Consider the following 19,928-nt stretch of genomic DNA (forward strand, 5'->3'; position numbering starts at 1 on the left):
CGCTGATGGTGCTGGCTCTGTTCGGCTCCGCGGCCCTCACCGGGTCCGCCACCGCTACTGCCGCACCCCAGGCGTGGACGCCCAAACCCGCGCCGATGACCACCCCCTGGACCCACCAGGTCCCCGTCGACACACCCCTGCCCGAGTATCCTCGCCCCCAGCTCACCCGCCCCGACTGGGCCAATCTCAACGGCATCTGGGACTTCGCCGTCACCTCGGCCGACGCCGGCCGGCCGGCGTCGTTCACCGAGCAGATCCGGGTGCCGTTCGTGGCCGAGTCCGCCCTGTCCGGCATCCAGCGCCGGATCACACAGAACGACAAGCTCTGGTACAAGCGCACCTTCACCGTGCCGTCCGGCTGGAACGGCCGCCGTGTGCAGCTCCACTTCGGCGCCAGTGACTGGCGTACGACCGTGTGGGTCAACGACCGGCAGGCCGGTGCGCCGCACAGCGGCGGCTTCGACGCCTTCTCCTACGACATCACCGACCTGCTCGGCAGTGGCACCAACACCGTCGTCGTCTCCGTGTGGGATCCGACCCAGACCGGCGGTCAGGCCGTGGGCAAGCAGCGGATCAACGACGTGACACCGCATCCGGGCGGCGGCATCTTCTACACCGCCGCGTCCGGCATCTGGCAGACGGTGTGGCTCGAGCCCACGGCGCCCGCGCACATCACCCGCCTCGACATGGTTCCCGACCTGGTGAACAACCGGCTCAAGGTCACGGTGCGGGGCGCCGGGACGAACGGCCACCAGGCCCGGATCACGGTCTCCGCCGGCGGCAGTGCGGTGGGCACCGCCACCGGCCCCGTGGGCAGCGAGTTCACCGTGCCGGTGCCCTCCGCCCGGCGGTGGACCCCGGACGATCCCTTCCTCTACGACGTACGGGCGGATCTGCTCTCCGGCGGCACGGTGGCCGACTCCGTCGGCAGCTACACCGGGATGCGCTCCGTCGGCATCGCGCGCGTCGGCGGTGTCCTGCGTCCCGTCCTCAACGGCGAGTTCGTCTTCCAGTCCGGCACCCTGGACCAGGGCTACTGGCCGGACGGCATCTACACCGCGCCCAGCGACGCCGCCCTCCGGTACGACCTGCAAAAACACAAGGACCTCGGCTTCAACATGGTCCGCAAGCACATCAAGGTGGAGCCGCAGCGCTGGTTCTACCACGCGGACCGGCTCGGCCTGCTGGTGTGGCAGGACATGCCGTCCATGGACCTGCGCACACCGGACGCGGCCGCCCGTACCCAGTGGGAGGCCGAGTACGACCGCGTCATCGACCAGCACCGCAGCTCGCCCTCGGTGGTGATGTGGGTCAACCAGAACGAGGGCTGGGGCCAGTACGACCAGGCCCGCATCGCGAACGAGGTGAAGGCGTACGACCCGTCCCGTCTGGTGAACAATATGAGCGGTGTCAACTGCTGCGGCTCCGTCGACGGCGGCAACGGGGACGTCGTCGACCACCATGTCTACGTCGGTCCCGGCACCACGGTGCCCGACGCAGGCCGTGCGGCCGTTCTCGGCGAGTACGGCGGCCTGGGCCTGAAGGTGTCCGGTCACGAGTGGTATCCCGGCGGCGGCTTCAGCTACGAGGACCAGCCCGACGCGGCCCACCTCGGCAACCGGTTCGTCGGCCTGCTGGACGCGATCCGCGAGGTGCGGCTGGAGCGGGGCCTGTCCGGCGCGGTCTACACCGAGATCACCGACGTGGAGAAAGAGGCCAACGGCCTGCTCACCTACGACCGTCAGGTCGTGAAGGTGGACGAGGCGCGGATCAGGGCCGCCAACCGGGCCCTGATCGAGGCGTCCCGCTCGCCGGCGGCACCCGTCACCCTGCCGACCGGTCAGCACCGGTCTCTCGGCGTGACGACGCCGGGGCTGACGAACCGGTACGTGCGCCACCAGGACGGCGCGGTGTTCACCGAGGCCGTGGACGGCGGCAGCAGCGCGTTGCTGAAGAACGACGCCACCTGGAGGATCGTCCCCGGTCTCGCTGACGGCTCCTGCTACTCGTTCGAGTCGCGGAACTATCCCGGCGAATATCTGCGCCACCGCGAGTACCGCGTGTACAAGGAGTCCGGCAGCGGCGACCTGTTCCGGGCGGACGCCACCTTCTGCCCGGTGCGCGGCGCGAACGGGGCGGTGCGGCTCTCCGCCTACAACTTCCCCGAGCAGTATCTTCGCCACTACGACGCCCGGTTGTGGCTGGCGACCCCGGGCGGTACACACACCTGGGACAATCCCGCCCTGTTCGCGGAGGACACGACCTGGACCGTGACGGCGCCCTGGGCGCCGTGAGCGGTGTGCGGCGCCCCGGGTGAGGGGTGGCGGCGGTCCTCGGCTCGTCGCCGCCCACGCGTTCCCGGGCCGGTGCTCCCCCGGCGGACGGAAGGTGCGGGTGCCGGACGGCACCCGCACCTTTCCGCTATCCCCGGGGTGGCGCCGGCGGGCACGGTCATCCGTGCCCGCCGGCGCCCCGACTACGGCTTCTCCCGGTCGTGCAGGGCGCTCACCTCCTCGGCGGTGAGTGCCCTGTCGTACGCGTGGACCTCGTCCACCGCGCCGTCCCAGAAGTCGGTGTCGCCGCCGTTCCACTGGGCGCGGCCCACGGCGAGCGGTCCGGTGCCGACGTAGGCGGGGCCGGCGGTGGAGGTCGCCGCCGGTTCGCCGTCGACGTAGAGGTCGATCTCGCCCCGCGCGTCGTCACGGACACCGACGAGGTGGTACCAGCGGCCCGTGTCCGGCTTCGTCTCCAGCCGGGCGCGCTTCCCGTCGGGGGTGCTGAAGGCGAAGGCGCCCTGCCCGTACTGCAGGTAGAACGGGCTGGCCTGTCGCCGCCCGTCCTGACTGATCGCGGTGGCGTAGTTGCCGGGGAGCGAGTCGAGCCTGACCCAGCCGGCGACGGAGTAGCTGCCGGTGGTGTCGAGCACGGGGCCGTCGGTCTCGGCGTGCTGCCCCTGCCCGTCGAACTCGAGCGCGCTGCCGTTGACGCCGGGGGTCCAGCCGGCGCCCTCGGTGAGCGTCAGGGGCTTGCCGTTGGGGCCGCCGTCCTTCGCGGTCGTGCCGGTGCCCTCGTCGAGGGTCCAGTGGCCGCCGCCCTTCAGCTGCTCCCGCTCGCCCGCGGCGGCGCCGGCCGCGATCACCTTGCGGTTGGCCTCGCGCACCCGGACCGGGTCGACCTTGATCTCCCGGCGGTCGTAGGTGTAGAGGCCGTTGAGCTCGTTCTCCAGGTCGGTGACCTGTGTGTACACCGAACCGGAGAGTTCGGCGGCGGCCTGGTCGAGGTAGAACCGCTCGGTGTTCTCCACGTACTTGCGGGTCAGCGCCTCCTTGTCGGCGACTCCGCTGTAGATCACCGTCGGCGTGCCCGGCCACATGTGGCCCGGGGCGCGCAGGGTGAAGCCGCCGTGCTCGCCGTCCATGGCCGCCCGGTGGTCGGGGAACGGCGGGTCGTCGTTGTTGTAGTCGTGGTGGTCGATGATGTCGCCCTTGCCCGAGTCGCCCTTGGAGTTGCAGCAGTTGACACCGCTGTGGGCGTTGACGACGCGGGAGGGGTCGGCGGCCTTCACCGACTCGGCGATGCGACCGCTCTCCTCGCGGTTCCACTCGCCCCAGCCCTCGTTGAAGACGATCCAGCCGATGACCGAGGGCGAGTTGTGGTGCTGGCGCATCATCTCGCGGCCCTGGTCGACGAAGGCCTTCTGCCCGGTCTCGTTGGTGATGTTCCCGGAGACGAAGTCCTGCCAGACCAGCAGGCCGAGCTTGTCGGCGTGGTAGAACCAGCGCGCCGGCTCCACCTTGATGTGCTTGCGGACGGCGTTGAACCCGAGCTTCTTGTGCGCCTCGAGGTCGAAGGCCAGCGCCTTGTCGCTGGGGGCGGTGTAGAGGCCGTCGGGCCAGAAGCCCTGGTCGAGGGTGGCGAGGGAGAAGACGGGCTTCCCGTTGAGCACCAGCTTCTGGTAGCCGCCGACCTCCTCGATCCCGATCTCGCGCATGCCGAAGTAGCTGCCGACCCTGTCGGCCGACCTGCCGTCGGTCAGCCTGACGTCGAGGTCGTAGAGGTAGGGGTCGTCGGGGCTCCACAAGTGTTGTTTCTTCACGGGGAGGTGGAGCCGGCGGTTGGCGGGCCCGCTGGCCTTGCCGACGACCTTCCCCCGGGCGTCGCGGGCGACGGCCTCCACGCGCGCCTTCGTGGAGGCACCCTCGGACTCGACGGTCACCGCCAGACTGCTGGTGTCGATGTCGGGCGTGGTGACGACGTTGTCAATGGCCGTGTCGGCGACGGGCTCCATCCAGACCGTCTGCCAGATCCCGGACGACTGGGTGTAGAAGATGCCGCTGGGATGGGTGTGCTGCTTGCCCGTCGGCTGGTCGGCGCCGCCGGTGTCGGTGACCGCGACCACGACCTCCTGCGCGCCCCTGCCCTTGAGCGCGTCGGTGATGTCGGCGCTGAACGCGGTGTATCCACCGGTGTGTTCGGCGACCTTCTTGCCGTTGACCCAGACGCGGGCCTGGTAGTCCACGGCGCCGAAGTGGAGCTTCAGTCGCTTGCCCTGGCCGACCTTCCAGTTCTTCGGCACCTCGACGAGCTTGCGGTAGAACATGTGGTCCTCGTGCCGTTCGAGCCCGGACAACTGGGACTCGACGGGGAACGGCACGGTGATCTTCTCGTCCAGGTTCCTGCCGAAGACCGGCTGCTCGCCCGCCTTCGCGCCGCTGAACTGCCAGGTGCCGTTGAGGTTCTTCCACTGGGAGCGCACCTGCTGCGGACGGGGGTGCTCCGGCAGCGGGTCCTTCCTGTCCAGCTTGTCGCCCCACGGTGTGGTGAGCCGGTGACCGGAGGCGTTCGTGGCGTAGCGGACGATCCGGGGCACGGTCTTGCCACCTGCCGTCAGCCCGCCTTCGCCGTCGTAGGTGAACCGAACCTGTTGGTTCTTCTGGATGGGCTTCGAGAGCGTGACGAGGAGGGAGGTACGGTCGCCGGGTACGGCCTTCACCGACGTGACCGGCATGGCGGTCGTGTCGGCCTCGATCTTCAGGTGCCCCGCGACCTCGTCGAGGTCGCCGACCCGTTCCTCGAAGCGGGCGCGCAGCCGCTTCCCGTCCTCGGCGACCGACAGGTCCACCGGAAAGACCTCGAAGCCGGCGGGCGGTGTGAACGCCGACTCGGGGACGAGTTGCTTGGGTGTCGTCGGGCTCGACCAGCGCAGGAACATGTTCGACCCGCCGAGGTCCTGGAACATCTCCAGCCGGAAGGTGTGCTTCTCACCGGCGGCCAGCCTGATCGGCTCGCTGGTCTGTTCCCTGTCCCAGTCCGGCTCCCAGTGGTCGATGACCGGCTTGTCGTCGACGAAGAGGCGGAATCCGTTGTCGCCGGTGGCGTAGAACGTGTAGTCGCCGGTCGCCGGTGCCTCGATCTGCCCCGTCCAGCGGGCGGTCGTGTGCTCCGTCCTCCCGGTCAGTTCCTCGAAGGTACTCGTCAGGCCGGAGAAGTTGATCTGCGGTTCCAGGAGGGTCCCGCCGAGCTCGGCGAAGTCCCTGGCTCCCGGCGCGGACATGCTGAAGTACTCGCCCTTCAAGCCGTGCTGCTCGACGGCGGCATCGGCTGCCGTGCCGACGGTACGCGCGGACGTGCTGCTGCTCGCGGGTTCCGCGGCCGCCGCGGCGGGAACCGCGGCACTCGTGGGCAGGACCAGGGCCGCGGCGGTCAGCAGAGCCCACCACCGGGCTCTCGGGCGGGTGTGTTGTCTTGTCATCGAACCTTTCCTCGCGCAGGGGGCATGGAGACAGGACGAAACGGGACTGCATCAGTTGAACGGCCTTACCGGCGGGGGGTGTTCACCGGCGGTCGGCGCGGACCCGCCGGTACGACACGGAACCGGCGCTGCGACGACCCGGATCCTTTCAACGTTGGAAATTCACTGTGCAGCGGAATGACAACACGTCACCCGGCGGCTGTCCAGACCTCGCGCACAGCCGGCCGCCCGTCGGAAACCGGTGCCGCCTCGACGGGGCCGACGGTCTTCGCGGGCGCGCGAGGGGGTATGCAACGGGAGTATGTTCGAGGCGGGCTGCCACTGCCTCCCCGGCCCGGAGGGGGCGGGGTGCTGCGGCGGGCCACGAAGGACTGTGGCGGGTCGCGGCGCAGAACTCAGGGAATGCGGGCGACCCCGACGTACAGCGGGATCTGCTCACTTCGGCCGTGCTGCTCCCCGGGCTCCGGGTGCCAGCGCTCCGCGAGCTCTATGCCGGGGTCGATCAACTCGAGTCCCGTGAAGAACCTGGCGAACTCGTCGCGTGACCGGACCTGGGCGGAGGTCCCTCCCTTGCGGTAGACCTCGACGACGCGCTCCCAGGTCTCGGCGTCGAAGTCTCCTGTCGCGTGGGAGAGAGCCAGATAGCTGCCGGGAGCAAGGGACTTGAGCAGTTCGGACACGATCCGGTAGGGATCGTCCTCCTCTGCCACCAGGTGCAGCAGAGCCACCAAGGACAGGGTGACCGGCTGCTCGAAGTCGAGGGTCTCCCTCGCCGCCGCGAGGATCTTCTCCGGCTCCCTCGCGTCGGCCTGTATGTAGGCGGTGCCGCCCTCCGGCGTGCTGTGCAGGAGCGCCTCGGAATGCCTGAGGACGATCGGGTCGTTGTCCGCGTACACCACGCGGGCCTCGGGCGTGACTCTCTGGACGATCTGGTGGAGATTGGGTTCGGTGGGTATTCCCGTGCCGATGTCGAGGAACTGACGGACGCCCCGCTCCGCGAGCAGCCGGGCGGCCCGGTGCATGAAGTCGCGGTTGACCCGCGCCATTTCCTTCACCGCGGGGAAAAAGGAGATCACCTTCTCGGCGGCTTCCCAGTCGACGGGATAGTTGTCCTTTCCCTCGAGGAAGTAATCGTACATTCGAGCCGACTGGGGTTTACTGGTGTCGATGTCGTCCGCGTTGAATCCCGCGTCTGTCACTTCATTCCTCCGCTACGGCATCGGCATGGTGATTCGTTTCGTTCAGCTGGTACTGATCAGTACGCTTCAGTGCGCTCATGAAGGGACGCGCCCCGGCATGTTCCCGGCAGGTCTCAGGCGACGAGGAAGTCGACCGCTCCCGACTTGGCCGCTCTGACCAGTTCGGCGATCGCGGCGGTGGTGCAGATGAGGGCGGGGCCGTCGGGGTCCGTCGACTGCCTCAGTGCCACTCTCCCCCCGCCGAGTTTCTTCACCTCGACACAGTTTCCGTTATTGCTGCCGCTCCACGGTTTGTGCCATCCTTCGGTTCCCAGATCACCTGTGGCGTTCATCGTGTGCTTCATCGTTCCCACTCCTTGCGGACGTCCGAAAGGAATTCCCTGGTGCGCCCCTTGGACATGGCTTGGGCACTCATCCGGTCGAGCACCTCACGGTGCAGAGCGACTTCCCTCCGATCTTCGCTGTACTGGGCGCCGCCGAGGTTGTCCGTGCCGACGATGTCCGGGAAATCCGGCATCGGAAGACGGAAGAGGGTGAAGGGGCCGAAGGCGCCCGGGTGCAGTCCGGCGGTGAAGGACAGCACCTGAAGCGTGACGTTCGACAGGTCCGTCACCTCGATCAGACGGTCGATCTGGGCCTTCATGACCTCGTGTCCGTCGGCCGGTCGCCGCAGGACGGTCTCGTCCATGACGATCCACAGCCGGGGCGCAGCCGGGCTCCGGCGGGTGAGCAGCGCCTGACGCTCCATCCGCAGTGCCACACGCCGGGTCAGTTCCTCCGGCGTCGGGTGGGGCCGGCTCAGCCTCAGGACGTCGCGGGCATAGTCCTCGGTCTGGAGGAGTCCCGGGACGACATGGGGTTCGTAGCCCCGTATGTGGGTGGCCGAGTTCTCCAAGCTGACGTGCACCGCGAACCAGTCCGGCAGGGCATCACGGTAACTCTTCCACCAGCCGGGCTGGTTGGCCTGGTCGGTCAGGGCGAGGAACTCCCGGGCCTCGTCCTCCGGTACGCCGTAGATCTCCAACAGCGCCTTGACCGTGGCCCACTTCAGGGTGACCTTGGCCTGCTCCATCCTGGTGACCGTGGTGTGGGCCTGGCGCAGCCTGGCACCGACGTCCTGTGCCGAGAGGCCCTTGGCCCGCCGCAGTTCCTGGAGCCGTCTGCCCAGCACCATCTGAAGCACGGTCGGGGCCGACCGCGGTGCGCTCACGTCGCATGCCTCCTCGAACGGCCGATCGCCGAGCAGTCTGCCACGGGCCCCACCCCGCGGACAGGTGAACAGCAAGGTTGTGCACTGTGCAAAGTGATGGGTTGCCAGGGCAGTCGCGGGGCAACCATAGTGACGGGGTGACCAGGTTTCTCCGGACCGCACGCCAGGCGCCGGCTACGCGTGGCCACGTGGACACCTGTCATGACCGCTCCCCCCAGCGCACGGCATCCGGTGTTCCCCCACGTTAGGAATCGTTCGTGGCCTTAACCGACGCCACCCCCACGGCCGGTGGCACCCCTCCCCCCGACCTCGGCGGCGCCGCCTGCCGGGCCGCCTACTTCCTGCCCTCCGACCGCAGAACCGTCGGGAGGGCCCGTCACCTCGTGACGGAGCAGCTCGGCGTCTGGGGCGTCGTCCCGGACACCTGCGACACAGCGGCCCTCGTGGTGAGTGAGCTCCTCACCAACGCCGTCCTCCACACGAGCAGCCGGAGAGTCGCCTGCACCCTGGGAGCCACGCCGGACCTGGTGCTGATCCAGGTCACGGACGACGGCAGCGGTCCGTCCGTGCCCCGGACGCGACGGGCCGATGCCCGGGACGAGGTCGGACGCGGGCTGCTGCTGGTCAAGGCGGTGTCGGAGCGCTGGGGGGTGGAGGTCGCCGAGTACGGGGACGGCCGGACCGTATGGGCGACGCTGCGCACGACCCGGCCCTGAGCCCACAGCCGGTCCGCCCGGCCGGTTGTCGCCGCCCGGCCCGCACTCTGACATCATGGACCAAACGGAACTCCGCTCCGGAATGAGGGTACGGAACCACGTTCCGTACAGCAGGTCCGGCAGCGGAGGGAGTGACGCGGTGAGCGACACGGTGAGCGACACCGACGGCAGCGGCAGCAAAGAAGCGGGGCGCGCGGGCCGGCCCAAGCGGACGGACGCCCGGCGCAACGAGAAGGCGTTGCTCGACGCGGCGGCCACCGTCTTCGTCACGTCGGGCGTGGATGCGCCGGTGCGCGACATCGCGGCCGAGGCCGGTGTCGGGGTGGGCACGATCTACCGCCACTTCCCGACCCGGGCGGATCTCATCATCGCCGTCTACCGGCACCAGGTCGAGGCCGGCGCCGAGGCCGGCCCGGCCCTCCTGGAGAGCAGCGCGACGCCGTACGCGGCGCTGCGGGAATGGATCGGTCTCTTCGTCGACTTCCTGGTCACCAAGCACGGACTCGCCGGTGTGCTGCAGTCCGACAACGCCGGCTTCGAGACGCTGCACGTCTACTTCCTCGACCGGCTCGTGCCCGTGTGCTCCCAACTGCTCACCGCTGCGGCCGCGGCCGGTGAGATCCGCCCCGACGTGGAGGCCTACGCGCTCATGCGCGGCGTGGGGAACCTCTGCATCGGCGCGGACAGCGATCCCCGCTACGACGCACGCCGACTGGTCGACCTCCTCGTCACCGGGCTGCGGCAGCCGCACTGACGCTCGTGGGTGTCCCTTCTCGCCGCTACGTTTCCGTGCCGGCCTGCCGCAGCCATGAAGCACCGGCTGTGACCTCGCCGGGGTGGAAGAATGCCGGGATGGTCGACCGCGCGTTCGCCGTCCGCCTCGTCGAGGCGCAGTGGGAGCAGTGCAGTTCGCCGACGGCGCCGACGGCGACCTGGGCGCCGCCGCTGCGGCTGAGCGGCACCACGGGGATTCCGCAGTCGTGCCGGCACCGCCCGCCGGACCTCACTCCCCGGCCGGTCAGCGGTTGCCGGCCTCCCTCGCCGCCTGCTCCAGTCGGCGTCGGTGGGCCTCCCACCAGGCCGCGTCACCGGACGGCAGGCCGCTCGCCCCCTTCCCCCAGCCGACGGCCCCGTCGATGAGCTCCCGCATGATGTCCGCCTGGCCGGCGTGCCGGTGGGTGTCGGCGATCACGCGCACCAGGAGGTGGTGCAGCGTGGTCTCCCTCCGCTCCTGGGGCCACCAGGGGACGTGGCCGACGGTGTCGAGCGCGAGTGCCGCGAACGTGCTGTCCGCGTGCTCCCAGGCCCGGTGGTAGAGCGCGACGATCTCCTCGCGCGACTCGTCCGCGGTGGCCCACATGTCCGCGTTGGGTTCGGCCTCCTCCGTGTACCACCAGGACGGCGGATCCTGCGGGAAGAACGGCCGGCCGAACACGTCGCCGAAGTAGCCCAGTTCCACTCCGGCGGCGTGCTTGACCAGCCCCAGCAGGTTGGTGCCGGTGGGCGTCAGCGGGCGGCGGACGTCGTACTCCGAGAGCCCTTCGAGCTTCCACACCAGGGCTTGTCTGGCGTCCTGCAGATATTGGGTCAGGTCCGCTTTCGGGTTCGGTTCCGTCATGTCCCGCAGTCTCGCACCGGGCACTGACAGCCGGGCGTCCGGCGCCGAGGGCCAGGGCGGCCGGGGTCATCGTCCGAGGACGGAGGAGAACGCGTTGCGGATGTCGGACTTCGAGGGCGTGACGTACTTGTTCGAAGGAATGACGCCGTAGGTGAAGAAGAGCGACGGGCAGGTGGAGCCGCTGATCTGCACCGTGCGGTCGGCGACGCGCTTGCCGGTGCGCAGCGCGTACACCTTCACCGGGAGCGAGATCCTGCGGAACGTGACGTCGGTGATCCGCCCGCTGGTCTCACTCCGGTAGGGGCAGGTGCGGACGGCGCTTCCGAAGTCCTGCCGGCCCACGCACACCACCAGTGCGGCCTTTGCCGCGTCGGTGGTCCGCCAGGCGCCGGGGAGCTTGCCCGAGTGCTCGCTGTCTCCCAGGAACAGGGCCCGGCCGGAACCTGCGCGGCGAGCCGGAGCCCCCTCGTACTTCGCCGGCGCCTCGCAGTAACGGTTCTCGCGCACCAACTCCTGTACCTCGTCCAGTTGCAGGGCCAGCACGGCCTTCCTGATCGCCTTGCGGGCCCGGCCCTCATGGCTGTCGCCGGGGTACTCGTCCAGCAGCCGCTGGTAGCGGGACTCCGCCTGCGACCACTCCTGTGTGCTCATCAGGGCGTCGCCGCAGCCCATCAGCGCGGCCGGAGCGAGCCGGTCGGCGGTCTCGGAGGAGCGGTCCAGGACCTGCCGGCCCGGCTCGGACTCCCGGTCGCTGAGCCAGTCCGTGATCCGGACCGTCTCGCAGGCGTCGTCGGTGGGCAGCCCGTCCAGGAAACGGTCCAGGGAGGCCCCGACCGTGGCGTCGTTGCGGGAGTCCTCCTCCAGGATCGAGGCCAGCAGGCGGAAGCCCGAGGTCAGGTCGTCCTGGTCGCCGTTCAGTCCGGCGGTCAGCCGGGCTTCGGCCGTCTCCAGTCGCTCACAGGTGTCGACCGCCGTGTCGCCGCGTGCCGCCACCGGAGCCGCAGCGAGCCTGTGCCCCGCCCACACCCGTTCCTGAGCCTTGGTCACCGCCCCGCAGTCGCCGTCCGCGCGTGCCCGGGCGATGTCGTCCTCGATGCCGTGGGCGTCGAACCGCAGCAGCCCCACGCCCAGCAGCACCGCGACGGAGAGGCTGAGTGCGACCAGGCGCTGCGCCGTCCGCGGGCTGCCCCGCCGGCGCCGGGCGAGCAGCCATCCATGCGCCACGACCGCCGCCCACCACAGCAGCAGGAGCACCTCGCTCCAGGTCTCGGCGGTCGCGACCGTCGTCCAGACCAGCGCGAAGGTGACCACCGCGGCGGTCCAGAACAATCCGTGGCGGCGCACCAGCAGATAGCCCACCCCCAGAAGGGACGCGTTGCCGAGAGCGACCGCGAGCGGATCGTGCCGCACCGGATCCTGGAACGACGTCCTCTGCCACGGCGGGTCGTGGGCGGGCGGGCCCGGCAGATCCCGTGGGACCCCGGGGCTGTGCGGAGGTGCGGGCGGCCGGGTCGGAATCGACGGCGCGGGCGGTTCGGTCGGCTTCGGTGGTGCGGAGGGGTCGGTCGGCACAGGTGGCGCGGACGGGTCGTCGTCCGGTCCGGTGGGCGGCGGCGGAAAGGTCATCGGTCCCCCAGGTGATGAGCGTCGTACGGGGCGGGACGGGCGTGTCACGGCTCGTCCGGCAGGCGGGAGTGCCGCGCGCGGCTCCCGCTTCCTCCACAGGCCGGCTCTCCAAGGCGTCCTCGCCCTCCCCGGCACCTCCATTCCACCGCGTTCCAGCATTGATCAGCACCCCTGCGGCAGCACTGAATCATCTCCAACCAGCTTGCACAGCAGGGCCGTTGCCCTTGTTTCCCTTGTTACCGTTTCGCCCCGGCCGGCTGGTTCCCCGTCGGGGCCGCTGCGGCCAGGTGTCAGCCGGTACGACGGCGGATCGACTTGAAGGCGATGTATCGGGCCAGGTTCTCGACAGCACTCCTCACGGGCGATCCGCATGTCCGCCGCCGGAGCACCTCGTCCTCGGGCACCCTGGACCGGCCGGTGCCGTGAAGGAGGACCGTGGGCGGCACGACGTCGCGGTCGGCTTCGGGACGCAGATCGCACAGCGCGGCGGCGGGTCCTCAGGAGCAGGTGCGGTGGCCGTCGTCACTCCGTACGGGGAAGTGGTCGACGGCCGGTCGCCGTACGGCGTCGTTCTCGGGCCCAAAGCCCACGGTGCCGGGTGCGCCCGCCCGGCCGGGGAGGGAGCCGGGGGCGTCCTCCCCGAGCCGGTCGGTGGCCGGTTCCCGGCGGGACGGCACCTTGGTCATCGCCCTTCCGGCCAGCCGGTGTAGGCCTCGGCGAGGTAGGTCGAGCCCGCGGTCGAGCCGGTCACCGAGGCCAGCTCGCCCTCCTGGCGCCGTACGTCGAACGGGGTGGCTTCCGGCAGGGTGTGCAGCATCGTGGTCATCCAGTACGAGAAGTGCTGGGCCTTCCAGACCCGGCCGAGCGCCCGCTCGCTGTAGGTCTCCAGCGGGGCGGTGTCACCGCTCGCGACCGCTCGCTCGAGTTCCTCGGCCAGGACCCGCACATCGGCGAGCGCCAGGTTGAGGCCCTTGGCGCCGGTCGGCGGCACCGTGTGCGCGGCGTCACCGGCGAGCACGAGCCGTCCGTGGTGCATCGGCTCCTGGACGAAGCTGCGGAACGGGAGCACCGTCCTGGAGGTGATCGGCCCCTCCTTGAGGGTGTGCCCGTTGGCTCCCACACGGGACTGCAGCTCCTCCCAGATCCGGTCGTCGGACCAGGCGGCGGCGTCCTCGGCGGGGTCGCACTGGAAGTACATCCGCTGGACGGTCTCGGTGCGCCGGCTGATCAGCGCGAAGCCGCGCGGCGAGTGGTTGTAGATCAGTTCCGGAGCACTGGGCGGCGCCTCGGCGAGGATGCCGAACCAGGCGAACGGATACTCGCGGAAGTACTGCGTGCGCCGGGCCTGTGGCACCTCGCGGCGGCACAGGCTGCGTGACCCGTCGGCGCCCACCAGGAAGTCGGCACGTATCTCGTGTGCGGTGCCGTCGGCGTCGGTGAACCGCATGGCCGGGGTGTCGGAGGTGAGGCCGTCCACCGATACGTCGGTGACGCCGAACCGGACGTCGCCGCCGTCGCGCTCGCGGGCGTCGGCGAGGTCGATGAAGACGTCCGTCTGGGGGTAGAGCTGGGTCGAGGCGCCGACCAGGCCCTGGAAGTCGATCCGGTGGGCGCCCCCGCCGAAGGCCAGCTCTATCCCGTCGTGGCGGTGGCCGTCCCGGTGCACCCGGTCACCGACGCCGGTGCCGGCCAGCAGGTCGACCGAGGCCTGCTCGAGAATCCCGGCGCGGTGGGTCTCCTCGATCTCGCGACGGCTGCGCAGATCGACCACGACGGAGTCGATCCCGGCGCGGGCGAGCAGATGGGAGAGCATGAGCCCGGCGGGGCCGGCACCGACGATGCCGATCTGCGTACGGCTGCGGACGCGCGAGGATGACATGCCCGACATTCTGCGTCCCTCCTGGCCGTCCGGCCAGGGGCCTCTTCCATCCGGTGGAGACGGATCGGCCGCCGCGGGCCCGACCCGTCATGGCCGGCTGAAGAGCGATCCGTGTTTCACACGGCTGATGAAGCAGGGCGATGAGGAAGATGTGGCCACGAGTGGGCGGTATGCGCGCACTGGAACTCGGCACCCCGGACGGACTGCGTGACGAGCTGAACTCTCTCGTCCTGGCCGGACGGAAGACCGCCACGACCGGCCTGCCGGCCGAGTACGTCGAGGAGACCGAGGGGCTGGAGTTCGTCGGTGAGCGGCTGGCCCTGCCGGCCGACGACGGCCGTGCCGTCGCCACGATCGAGATCACCGGTGTGGATCTGACGTCCTTCGCGGAGGTCACGTGGGAGCACGCCGCCGCCGAGGGCGAGGGCGACGCTTCCCTCGAGGACTGGCGGGCCGGCCATCGCCGCTTCTGGGAGCGCGAGGGCACCCCGGTGGAGGACGGCACTCCCCTCGTGTGCCTGACCTTCCGGGTGGTGCGGGCCGCCTGACACTCCCGGCGATCCCTCGTCCTCTCCTCCCGACGACACCGCCGTCCCTGCTCACAGCGGGGGCGGCGGTGTCCTGCTGTGGGTCGGCCTTCGCCCCCGGCGTAGCAGACCTCCGCTTCGGACCAGTGGAGATCCGGCATCCGTCCGTCCCGGAAACTGAATCTAGACAGGTGTCAAATTCTTGGTTAGGTTGGCCGGACTTCACCCGCTGGGAGGCAGCGCCTGCCGCAACTCGGCAGGTCCACACCTCAACGACGAGGGGATCGACTATGGAACTCGACGGCAGGATCGCGGTCGTGACCGGTGCGGCATCGGGCATGGGCCTGGCCGCCGTGAAGGCCCTGGCGGGAGCCGGCGCCACGGTCTACGGGATGGATCTGAGGCAGGAGAACCTCGACCGCGCCTTCGACGGCCTGGAGCGGGTTCGGGGCCATGCCGCGGACGTGTCCGACTCCGCCGCGGTGAACCGGGTCTTCGACCGGGTCCGGGAGGACCACGGCCGGCTGCACATCCTCGTGAACGCCGCCGGCGTCGCCACGCCGAACAAGGAGAAGCAGGCGTGGGTGGACGGGATCAACCACCGGATGACCGAGTCCTTCAAGACCGGTGAGACCTACCACCCGGAGTTCCTGAGCGGCATCTCCGACGAGGACTTCGACCGGGTCGTCGCGATCAACCTCAACGGCACCTTCTACGCGATCCGTGCCGCCGTGCCGCTGCTGAAGGAGAGCGGCAGCGGTTCGATCATCAACTTCGCCTCCGTGGCAGGGCTCATCGGTCTGCCGATGCCCGCCTACTACCCGGCGTCCAAGGCCGCGGTCGTGGGCCTCACCAAGGCGGTCGCGGCCGAACTCGCCCCGTTCGACATCCGGGTCAACGCCCTCGCCCCGGCCGGCATCAGGACCCCCATGCTCACGGCGTCCGGCGACGACCACGTCCAGGCGCTGCTCGCCCTCCAGCCGCTGAAGCGGCTGGCGGAGCCCGACGAGATCGGCCGCACGGTCCTCTTCCTCGCCTCGGACGCGGCGGGGCACTACACCGGCCAGACGCTGGCGCCCTCCGGCGGCGCCCTCATGCTCTGACGCCCCCTCAGCACACCGGACGGAGAAGAACCAGTGCAGCACACCGAGGCCCCGGAACCCACTGTCGCCCTCACCGAGACGCCCGGCGTCGAACGCCGCTTCCTCGAGGTCCTGGACCACACCATCCGCGCGGACATCGAGGACGGCGCCTACCACGGGGCGAACATCATCGTGGCCCGCCACGGCGAGATCGCCCTGCGCGGCACCTACGGACTGGCCGACGTCCAGGCCGGCCGCCCGACCCGGCGCGACGACGTCTACCGCATCCTGTCCATGTCCAAGGGCTTCACCAACGCCCTGGTCTTCCGGGCGCTCAGCGAGGGCAGGCTGATGCTCTCCACGCGTGTCGTCGACCTCATTCCCGAGTTCTTCGGCACCGAGCCGTTCCGCGCGGCGCGCAAGGACCGGATCAACCTCGCCCACCTGCTCACGCACCGGGCCGGCATGCCCGCCACGCCCAACCCGGGCCTGGGCCCTGAGGGCTTCGCCGTGCTCGCCGATGTCATCGAGGCACTGGCCGGCGTCGACGTCGTGCACGAGCCGGGCACGAACCTGAACTACTCGGCGGCCATCAACCACGCGCTCATGGGCGAGATGGCCCGGCGCGCCTACGGTGCCGACTCGTTCCGGGAGCTCATGCGGGAGAAGGTCTTCGACCCCGTCGGCATGACACACACCCGGTTCGGGATGCCCGAGGAGTGGCGTGACCTGGGCGTGCCGCTGAAGGTCATCGTCGCCAACGACTCCTGGCTCAAGCCCGAGGACATCGAGTGCCTCGACGACGTCATCGACCGCGGGGACGCCGAGATGCCGTGGGTCGGCGCGGTGTCCACCATCGACGACGTCTTCGCGTTCACCGAGATGCTGCGCAACAAGGGGCGCACCGCTTCCGGGGAGCAGCTCATCGGGGAGTCGGTGCTGGACTTCGCCGTGACCAACCAGACCGGCGACCAGATCAACGACCTGTACGGGATGGTCGCCGCCGCCCGCAAGTGGGACCTCCCGCCGGGGAACATGGGCCTGGGCATGGCCCTTGCCGGCACGGGGACGCACGCGCGTTTCTTCGGCCCCTTCGTCTCCCCGGGCACCTTCGGCTCGTACGGGGCCGGTTCCTCCCTGCTGTGGGTGGACCCCGCCTCGGGCATGTCCTTCTGTTTCCTCTCCTCCGGGGTGATGGACGAGGGGGACAACGTCGCCCGGTTCCAGAAGCTCTCGTCGATCGCCGCCTCCGCGGCAACCAGCGTCTGACCAGCGAAAGGACCAGGCCATGACGTCACTGCAGGAAGAGGCCCGTCCGGTGGGCCGCTGCCCCGTCGCCCACGGTTTCGACGCGATGGGCGACGACTACTACCGCGACCCGGCCGGTCACCTGGCCACGGTCCGGGACACCTCGCCGGTGTTCTGGTACCCGCACCTCAACGCGTGGATCGTGACGCGGCGGGACGACTGTCTCACCGTTCTCTCGGACTGGCGGACCTACTCCTCGGCGGCGAACTCGGCCGCGGACGTGCCGGAGAAGCACCACGGGATCTACCCGCCGGATCTCGTGTCGAAGATGATCGTGGGGCAGGACCCGCCCGGCCACACGGATGCTCGTTCCGTGGCCCAGCGGGGCTTCGTCAAGGAGCGCATGGACCGGCTGCAGCCGGAGATCGAGGCCCGGGCCCACCGCATCATCGACCGGTTCGAGAACAGGGGCTCGGCGAATCTGCTCGAGGAGTACTCGCTGGAGCTGACGACCCAGACCATCATGGCGCTGCTGGGTCTCGGCTACGAACACGAGGCGATGATGCGGCAGTTGCGCGACGACCTGTTCGCCGTGCTGTCGTCCGCGCACGAACCGCTGCCCGAGCCGGGGCGGACCGAGGTGTGGGACCGCTTCGTCGAGGCCAACCTGACGTTGCGTGCCATCGTGGACGAACGACGCGACTCCGACGCGGACGACATCATCTCCGTGATGGCGTCGGCCAGGGCGAAGGACGGCTCGTACGCGCTGCCCACGCCGCAGATCGCCCTGCATGTCTCCGAGTTCGCCGCGGCCGGCACGGACACCACCGCCCAGGCGATGACCAATGCGGTGATCTTCCTGTCCCAGAACCCCGGGGCGCTGCAGGACGCGCTCGCCGAGCCGGAGCTGTGGCCCCGGGTCTTCGAGGAGACGGTGCGGCGCCGCCCGTCCTCGACGTTCACCTCCCGCCGGGTGACGCGCGACGTGGAACTGTCGGGCGTGAAGATCTCGGCCGGCGACATGGTGTGGGTCGCGCTGGCATCGGCCAACACCGACCCCGGGCACGTCGACCGGCCCTTCGAGTTCGACATCCACCGCCCCGACCCCGAGGATCACCTGGCCTTCACCGCCGGCCGGCACACCTGCCTGGGCAATCCTCTCGCCCGGGTCCAGGGAGCGACAGGACTGCGCGTGCTCTTCGAGCGGCTGCCGTCGCTGCGTCCCGACGACACCGACGAGCTGGACTTCCTGCGCATGGCCCTGCTCCCGGTGCGCCGGTCGCTGCACGTGCACTGGGACGTCGCGGACGTCGAGCGGTCCCGGACGCGCACCGTGCGCACGCTCAACCTGGAGGTGACGGAACGCACCGAGGCGTCGGACGGCGTCGTCGCCCTGACCCTGAGCCACCCGGACGGCGGGGACCTGCCGCCGTGGAAGGCCGGCGCCCACGTCGACGTCCATGTGCCCCGCGGGAACGGCGGACAGAACGGGACCGGCGTGGACGGTGAGCCGTGGGTGCGTCAGTACTCGCTGTCCTCCGACCCCGAGGACCGCACCACGTACCGCATCGGTGTGCTGCGGGAGGAGGCCGGCCGGGGCGGGTCGGCGGCGGTGCACGACGCGCTGACCGCCGGGTCCCGGGTCACCGTGTCCTGGCCGCGCAACAACTTCCGGCTCCTGCCCTCGCCCCGCTACCTCTTCGTCGCCGGGGGCATCGGCATCACCCCGATCCTGCCCATGATCAGGGAGGCCGAGCGCGCCGGGGCCGAGTGGGACCTCGTCTACGGCGGGCGCACCCGCACGTCGATGGCCTTCTGCGACGAGCTGGCCGCCCACGACGGCCGGGTCACGCTGGTCCCGCAGGACCGGGACGGGCTGATCGACCTGGCCGGTCTGCTCGGTGAGGTGCGTGACGACACGCTCGTCTACGCGTGCGGGCCCGAGCCCCTGCTGCGTGCCGTCGAGGAGAACACCTCTCACTGGCCGAAGAACTCCCTGCGCATGGAGCGGTTCGCTCCCAAGCCCGTGGAGCGCACCGTTCCCGACACACCGTTCCAGGTGGAGTTCGCGGAGTCGGGGACGGTCGTCGAGGTCGGCGCGGACGAGACGATCCTTCAGGCCGCGGAGAAGGCCGGGCTGCCGGTGGTGTCCTCGTGCAAGACCGGGACGTGCGGCACCTGCGAGACGCGCATCGTCTCCGGCCGCGCCGACCACCGGGACTCGATCCTCACCGCGGCCGAACAGGAGACCAACGAGACCATGCTGATCTGCGTGTCCCGGGCCGAGGCCGGGTGCCCGCGGCTGGTGCTCGGCGGCTGACGCCGGCGGCGCCGCCCGTTTCCTCGCACCGCTCCGTCGGGAAACCCGTGACCCGGGTTTCCCGACGGAGTCATGTCGGCCGCCCCGGCCCGGCCGGTCGTCTCAGTCGTCGAACAGCTGGGCCCATTGCCGGGCCAGGGAGGCGAGGGTCAGTTCCTCCCGCTCCTTGTGGCCACGGACGTACAGGAAGTAGAAGTTGCGCTCCAGGCTCATCATGAGCGTGGTCATGTGCACTTCGCGTTCCGTCCGCTCGTCCTTTGTCGCACCGTCGAGGTGGAGCGCGGCGTGGGCCGACGAGACACGCCGGATCAGTCCCAGCCACTCCTCGAGCACGTCCGGGTCGATGGCCATGGCCTGGTTGACGGCCTCGAACTCCGTGGCGCAGCGCAGCCACATCCCGCGGGCGGTCCCCAGCCATTCCCGCAGGGCCTCGGGGGTGTGCGCCGGCATCCCGTCCAGCACTGCGTAGAGCTCGGCGACCTCGGCCTCGATCTCGGTCATGCGGGCCCTGATGATCTGGGACTTGCTGTTGAAGTACAGGTACAGGTTGGCCCGGCTGCTGCCGGCCGCGGCCGCGATCTGGGCCATGGACGTGCTCTCGTAGCCCCGTTCCTTGAAAAGACGCAGAGCCTCGTCGACGAAGCGCTGACGCGTGGCGATGCTCTTGGCCGTGCGGTTGGCTGCCATGCAAAGTACCTGGCTCACAGGGAGAAGCTGACGGATCGAGACACCCGGGGTGCGGCCGGGAGCA

Annotated in this window: 17 protein-coding genes; 7 read left to right on the plus strand and 10 right to left on the minus strand. The window is 70.2% G+C overall.

The genetic code is table 11. The annotated features are described in order from the left end of the window. Window positions 1-5: 5 nt before the first annotated feature. Window positions 6-2,294, plus strand: coding sequence for an AbfB domain-containing protein (locus ACFYQA_RS19765; protein WP_388919191.1), 2,289 nt, complete (start codon window positions 6-8; stop codon window positions 2,292-2,294). Window positions 2,295-2,476: 182 nt separating this feature from the next. Here the strand turns inward: ACFYQA_RS19765 and ACFYQA_RS19770 are convergent, their stop codons facing one another. The 4 genes from ACFYQA_RS19770 to ACFYQA_RS19785 form a co-directional block, all read right to left on the minus strand. Next, entirely contained in the window at window positions 2,477-5,752 is a 3,276-nt protein-coding gene (locus ACFYQA_RS19770; protein WP_388919194.1) for a LamG-like jellyroll fold domain-containing protein, read from the minus strand. A 395-nt stretch (window positions 5,753-6,147) separates the two neighbouring features. Continuing rightward, entirely contained in the window at window positions 6,148-6,951 is an 804-nt protein-coding gene (locus ACFYQA_RS19775) for an SAM-dependent methyltransferase (RefSeq protein ID WP_388919197.1), read from the minus strand. Between the two features lie 113 nt (window positions 6,952-7,064). After that, window positions 7,065-7,295, minus strand: coding sequence for a DUF397 domain-containing protein (locus ACFYQA_RS19780; RefSeq protein ID WP_386395006.1), 231 nt, complete (start codon window positions 7,293-7,295; stop codon window positions 7,065-7,067). Continuing rightward, on the minus strand, window positions 7,292-8,161 hold the full coding sequence (locus tag ACFYQA_RS19785) for a helix-turn-helix domain-containing protein (protein ID WP_388919200.1): 870 nt from the start codon (window positions 8,159-8,161) through the stop codon (window positions 7,292-7,294). The genes ACFYQA_RS19780 and ACFYQA_RS19785 overlap by 4 nt, the downstream gene beginning before the upstream one ends. A 257-nt stretch (window positions 8,162-8,418) precedes the next feature. Here ACFYQA_RS19785 and ACFYQA_RS19790 point away from each other — a divergent pair, with 257 nt between their 5' ends. Both ACFYQA_RS19790 and ACFYQA_RS19795 read left to right on the plus strand, forming a co-directional pair. Then, entirely contained in the window at window positions 8,419-8,877 is a 459-nt protein-coding gene (locus ACFYQA_RS19790) for an ATP-binding protein (protein ID WP_388919203.1), read from the plus strand. Between the two features lie 139 nt (window positions 8,878-9,016). After that, a complete protein-coding gene (locus tag ACFYQA_RS19795; RefSeq protein ID WP_388919206.1) occupies window positions 9,017-9,631 on the plus strand; it encodes a TetR/AcrR family transcriptional regulator in 615 nt (204 codons plus the stop codon). 25 nt (window positions 9,632-9,656) lie between these two features. Here the strand turns inward: ACFYQA_RS19795 and ACFYQA_RS19800 are convergent, their stop codons facing one another. From ACFYQA_RS19800 to ACFYQA_RS19820, 5 genes are all read right to left on the minus strand, one after another. Continuing rightward, the gene (locus ACFYQA_RS19800) at window positions 9,657-9,842 is read right to left on the minus strand and encodes a hypothetical protein (protein ID WP_388919209.1); all 186 of its coding nucleotides are present in this window, start codon (window positions 9,840-9,842) and stop codon (window positions 9,657-9,659) included. 53 nt (window positions 9,843-9,895) lie between these two features. Next, entirely contained in the window at window positions 9,896-10,495 is a 600-nt protein-coding gene (locus tag ACFYQA_RS19805) for a DinB family protein (RefSeq protein WP_388919212.1), read from the minus strand. Window positions 10,496-10,561: 66 nt separating this feature from the next. Then, a complete protein-coding gene (locus tag ACFYQA_RS19810) occupies window positions 10,562-11,905 on the minus strand; it encodes a tol-pal system YbgF family protein (protein ID WP_388919215.1) in 1,344 nt (447 codons plus the stop codon). 713 nt (window positions 11,906-12,618) lie between these two features. Then, entirely contained in the window at window positions 12,619-12,807 is a 189-nt protein-coding gene (locus tag ACFYQA_RS19815) for a hypothetical protein (protein WP_388919218.1), read from the minus strand. Further along, window positions 12,804-14,000, minus strand: coding sequence for a 4-hydroxybenzoate 3-monooxygenase (locus ACFYQA_RS19820; protein WP_388919221.1), 1,197 nt, complete (start codon window positions 13,998-14,000; stop codon window positions 12,804-12,806). The genes ACFYQA_RS19815 and ACFYQA_RS19820 overlap by 4 nt, the downstream gene beginning before the upstream one ends. Before the next feature lie 170 nt (window positions 14,001-14,170). On the opposite strand from ACFYQA_RS19820, the gene ACFYQA_RS19825 reads away from it, so the two are divergent. The 4 genes from ACFYQA_RS19825 to ACFYQA_RS19840 all read left to right on the plus strand — a co-directional run bounded on the left by ACFYQA_RS19825 (window position 14,171) and on the right by ACFYQA_RS19840 (window position 19,177). After that, a complete protein-coding gene (locus ACFYQA_RS19825) occupies window positions 14,171-14,548 on the plus strand; it encodes an ASCH domain-containing protein (protein ID WP_388919224.1) in 378 nt (125 codons plus the stop codon). A 269-nt stretch (window positions 14,549-14,817) separates the two neighbouring features. Beyond that, entirely contained in the window at window positions 14,818-15,630 is an 813-nt protein-coding gene (locus ACFYQA_RS19830; protein ID WP_388919227.1) for an SDR family NAD(P)-dependent oxidoreductase, read from the plus strand. 33 nt (window positions 15,631-15,663) lie between these two features. Beyond that, entirely contained in the window at window positions 15,664-16,878 is a 1,215-nt protein-coding gene (locus ACFYQA_RS19835; protein ID WP_388919230.1) for a serine hydrolase domain-containing protein, read from the plus strand. Window positions 16,879-16,897: 19 nt separating this feature from the next. Further along, window positions 16,898-19,177, plus strand: a complete 2,280-nt coding sequence (locus tag ACFYQA_RS19840) for a cytochrome P450 (protein ID WP_388919233.1) — start codon at window positions 16,898-16,900, stop codon at window positions 19,175-19,177. A gap of 102 nt (window positions 19,178-19,279) precedes the next feature. Here the strand turns inward: ACFYQA_RS19840 and ACFYQA_RS19845 are convergent, their stop codons facing one another. Then, a complete protein-coding gene (locus ACFYQA_RS19845) occupies window positions 19,280-19,864 on the minus strand; it encodes a TetR/AcrR family transcriptional regulator (protein WP_386395025.1) in 585 nt (194 codons plus the stop codon). Window positions 19,865-19,928 lie beyond the last annotated feature (64 nt).

This window comes from Streptomyces sp. NPDC005774, assembly GCF_042871645.1.
GTDB lineage: Bacteria > Actinomycetota > Actinomycetes > Streptomycetales > Streptomycetaceae > Streptomyces > Streptomyces pratens.

Coding starts and splice junctions, on each gene's coding strand:
- ACFYQA_RS19780 (WP_386395006.1), bottom strand. CDS start 7,295: ATGAAGCACACGATGAACGCCACAGGTGATCTGGGAACCGAAGGATGG.
- ACFYQA_RS19840 (WP_388919233.1), top strand. CDS start 16,898: ATGACGTCACTGCAGGAAGAGGCCCGTCCGGTGGGCCGCTGCCCCGTC.
- ACFYQA_RS19765 (WP_388919191.1), top strand. CDS start 6: ATGGTGCTGGCTCTGTTCGGCTCCGCGGCCCTCACCGGGTCCGCCACC.
- ACFYQA_RS19830 (WP_388919227.1), top strand. CDS start 14,818: ATGGAACTCGACGGCAGGATCGCGGTCGTGACCGGTGCGGCATCGGGC.
- ACFYQA_RS19820 (WP_388919221.1), bottom strand. CDS start 14,000: ATGTCATCCTCGCGCGTCCGCAGCCGTACGCAGATCGGCATCGTCGGT.
- ACFYQA_RS19815 (WP_388919218.1), bottom strand. CDS start 12,807: ATGACCAAGGTGCCGTCCCGCCGGGAACCGGCCACCGACCGGCTCGGG.
- ACFYQA_RS19805 (WP_388919212.1), bottom strand. CDS start 10,495: ATGACGGAACCGAACCCGAAAGCGGACCTGACCCAATATCTGCAGGAC.
- ACFYQA_RS19770 (WP_388919194.1), bottom strand. CDS start 5,752: ATGACAAGACAACACACCCGCCCGAGAGCCCGGTGGTGGGCTCTGCTG.
- ACFYQA_RS19825 (WP_388919224.1), top strand. CDS start 14,171: ATGCGCGCACTGGAACTCGGCACCCCGGACGGACTGCGTGACGAGCTG.
- ACFYQA_RS19845 (WP_386395025.1), bottom strand. CDS start 19,864: ATGGCAGCCAACCGCACGGCCAAGAGCATCGCCACGCGTCAGCGCTTC.